The following is a 3,042-nucleotide window of genomic DNA, read 5'->3' as shown; positions in this document are numbered from 1 at the left end:
ATCGCTACGCCATCTCTGACATGGCTTTCACGCATGCCATTAAGCTCTGCTGCATTCTTTTGCGCTTTAGGTAGTGCAACAGGATCGCTACCTGCAATTAGAATCGCTCCAGCATTTTTAGCTGTTAATTGAGTTTAGGTCATATATTTCCTATCTTCTTTAATTTCCAAGGCGGTAAAGGGGTTGCTACAGCTTTTGGTGCAATGGCGCCGATTGGAGGCGATTTAGCCCTATGTCTCATCGCTACATGGATTGTTTTTGTTCTTCTTACTCGTTACTCGTCACTAGCAGCAATACTGACTGCGATGCTCGCTCCAATCTATACTTGGTGGCTTGATGATAGATTTATCATTCCAGTTGCCATGTTGTCACTGCTAATTGTCATACGACACAAAGACAATATTAAGCGATTAAGAATTGGCGAAGAGAGTAAACTTTCACGTAAAAAGAAAGCAACCAATGAACAAAGCTGAATCCCTAGTGATTTAAAGTTTGCTTAAAGCAGCAATTAGTCAGCTATAAATAAAAAACCTATAAACAAAAAAACCTAAGCGATGGCTTAGGTTTTTTATTTCAGTCGAAGAATAAGTGACTTTAAAAAACAGTTTATACCGCTTCTAACGTATCTAGTGGCCAACGAGGTTGCCCTTGAACTTCCAAGTTTTCTTTTTGGCCAGCTTTTAAACGTTGTAAACCGGCATAAGCGATCATCGCGCCATTATCGGTACAGAACTCACCACGAGGATAGAACACCTCACCATTGAGCTGCTGCATCATTTCTGCAAGGTTTGCTCTTAAGCGGCTATTAGCGCTCACCCCACCTGCAACGACAAGACGGTTGTAGCCCGTTTGCTTTAAAGCCCGCTTACACTTAATCGCGAGAGTATCAACCACAGCTTCTTCAAAAGCGCGAGCAATGTTAGCTCGAGTTTGTTCATCATCAGGTTCTGCAGCAATGGTGTTGGCTGTAAATGTTTTTAAACCTGAAAAGCTAAAGTTCAGCCCAGGTTTATCTGTCATTGGACGTGGGAATTTGTAACCAGCCTCCACACCTTTCGAAGCAAGCTTGGCAAGTCTTGGACCACCAGGGTAATCTAGGCCCATTAACTTAGCTGTTTTATCAAACGCTTCACCAGCGGCATCATCCACTGATTCACCTAACACTTCGTACTCACCTATACCATCTACTTTAACCAACATAGAATGGCCGCCAGAAACCAGTAAAGCTAAAAATGGAAATTCTGGTGCATCGTCTTCAAGCATAGGCGCGAGTAAATGCCCTTCCATATGATGGACACCAATCGCAGGCTTTCCCCATGAATAAGCCAGTGAACGGCCAACACATGCACCCACCAATAAAGCACCTATAAGGCCAGGACCTTTAGTGAAAGCAATACCATCAATGTCATCAACAGTTGAATTAGCGTCTTTCAAAGCTTGCTTAATCAAAGGGATAATTTTTCGAACATGGTCACGCGAAGCTAATTCTGGTACCACGCCACCATAGTCAGCATGTAACTTTACTTGACTATATAAAGCATGTGATAACAAACCTTGCTCGTCATCAAAAACAGCAATTCCCGTTTCATCACAAGACGTTTCGATACCTAAAACCCGCATAGCAGCTCATATTCCTAAAATTGTAAGGGCGGCAATTCTACCTGTTGATGCAAGCTTATTCCAGTAAAGCTGAACTATCTACGAAAATATGACAACAAGATTACATAAACTCAGCAACAAAGGGGGTTTACAAAAGCATCATTATCGGTGTAGAATTTCGCACCATTTTAAATAGCCTTGGTTAATCTACCGTTTATGGTAGTGCCAAATTAACTACACCTAAGGGGTGATGGCGTATGCCAATTATTAAAGTACGTGAAAACGAACCATTCGACGTAGCTCTTCGTCGTTTCAAGCGCTCTTGTGAAAAAGCAGGTATCTTAGCTGATGTTCGCGCTCGTGAATTCTACGAGAAGCCAACTTCTGCACGTAAGCGCGCAAAAGCTGCCGCTGTTAAGCGTCTAGCTAAGAAGCTTTCTCGCGAAAACGCACGTCGCGTACGTTTATACTAATCTCATTATGAGCCTAGTTGAACAGCTAAAAGACCAGATGAAAGAAGCCATGCGTGCCAAAGATAAGGCGCGTTTGGGGACTATTCGTATGGCATTGTCTGCCGTTAAACAGATTGAAGTGGATACCCGCGAAACTCTGACTGATGAACAGACAATAGCCGTTTTAACCAAAATGGTAAAACAACGTCGCGATTCTATTACTCAATATGAGTCAGCAGGTCGCCCGGAGTTAGCAGCAACTGAAGCAGCAGAGATTCAAGTTATTGAAACTTTCTTGCCTTCTCCTTTAACAGCAGAAGAAGTTGCCGCAATTATTGATGAAGCTATCTCTCAGGTAGGTGCATCAACCATGGCGGATATGGGCAAAGTAATGGGAGCATTAAAATCTAAGGTTCAAGGACGTGCAGATATGGGTGCCATTGGCGGCCAAATCCGCGCAAAATTAAACTAATAAAATTTTAGTGTTGAATAAGCCGTGCATCTTGCGCGGCTTGTTTGTTTTATCTACTTGGTAATGCGAGACCTATAGCATATATGGCGATACCTCGTGACTTTATCAATGAGCTTATAGCTCGCACCGACATCGTTGATCTAATTGATCATCGTGTGCCTTTGAAAAAAGCAGGGAAAAATCACTCTGCATGTTGTCCTTTTCATAGCGAAAAATCACCTTCTTTTACTGTCAGTCGAGATAAACAATTTTATCACTGCTTCGGTTGTGGTGCCCATGGCAATGCCATCGATTTCATTATGGAATACGATAGTCGCTTCCCACGCGTTGTACGCGATTTAGCGCGGACTTTGAATAAAGAAATTGACTTAATCATGGTTGGTGAAGACACCGATCTTGATAAAAACTTAGTTGAAGCTCTTGCTGATCCATTAGTCCATTTAGTTAGAAACTCTGTGGATCACGGCATTGAAATGCCAATAACCCGTGAAGCAAATGGTAAACCAAGAACGGGTAGMT

Annotated in this window: 4 protein-coding genes and 1 pseudogene; 4 read left to right on the top strand and 1 reads right to left on the bottom strand. The window is 42.5% G+C overall.

The features are described from left to right. Positions 1-134: 134 nt before the first annotated feature. Positions 135-473: pseudogene (locus FNZ24_RS21285) on the top strand (glycerol-3-phosphate acyltransferase); the annotation flags it as partial. 133 nt (positions 474-606) lie between these two features. On the opposite strand, the gene tsaD reads toward FNZ24_RS21285, so the two are convergent. Further along, positions 607-1,620, bottom strand: a complete 1,014-nt coding sequence (tsaD, locus tag FNZ24_RS21280) for a tRNA (adenosine(37)-N6)-threonylcarbamoyltransferase complex transferase subunit TsaD (protein ID WP_153916804.1) — start codon at positions 1,618-1,620, stop codon at positions 607-609. A 236-nt stretch (positions 1,621-1,856) separates the two neighbouring features. Here tsaD and rpsU point away from each other — a divergent pair, with 236 nt between their 5' ends. The 3 genes from rpsU to FNZ24_RS21815 all read left to right on the top strand — a co-directional run. Then, positions 1,857-2,072 carry a 30S ribosomal protein S21 gene (rpsU, locus tag FNZ24_RS21275; protein ID WP_055024252.1) on the top strand — a complete coding sequence of 72 codons (216 nt, stop codon included), beginning with the start codon at positions 1,857-1,859 and terminating at the stop codon, positions 2,070-2,072. A 7-nt stretch (positions 2,073-2,079) separates the two neighbouring features. After that, entirely contained in the window at positions 2,080-2,523 is a 444-nt protein-coding gene (locus FNZ24_RS21270; protein ID WP_153916803.1) for a GatB/YqeY domain-containing protein, read from the top strand. 83 nt (positions 2,524-2,606) lie between these two features. After that, on the top strand, positions 2,607-3,042 hold a 436-nt coding region (locus FNZ24_RS21815; protein WP_228768578.1), incomplete at its 3' end, for a CHC2 zinc finger domain-containing protein.

The sequence above is a fragment of the Shewanella sp. TC10 genome (assembly GCF_009663145.1).
Taxonomy (GTDB): domain Bacteria; phylum Pseudomonadota; class Gammaproteobacteria; order Enterobacterales; family Shewanellaceae; genus Shewanella.
Note: the sequence above shows the minus strand (reverse complement) of the source record. Positions and strands in the feature narration are given on the sequence as shown.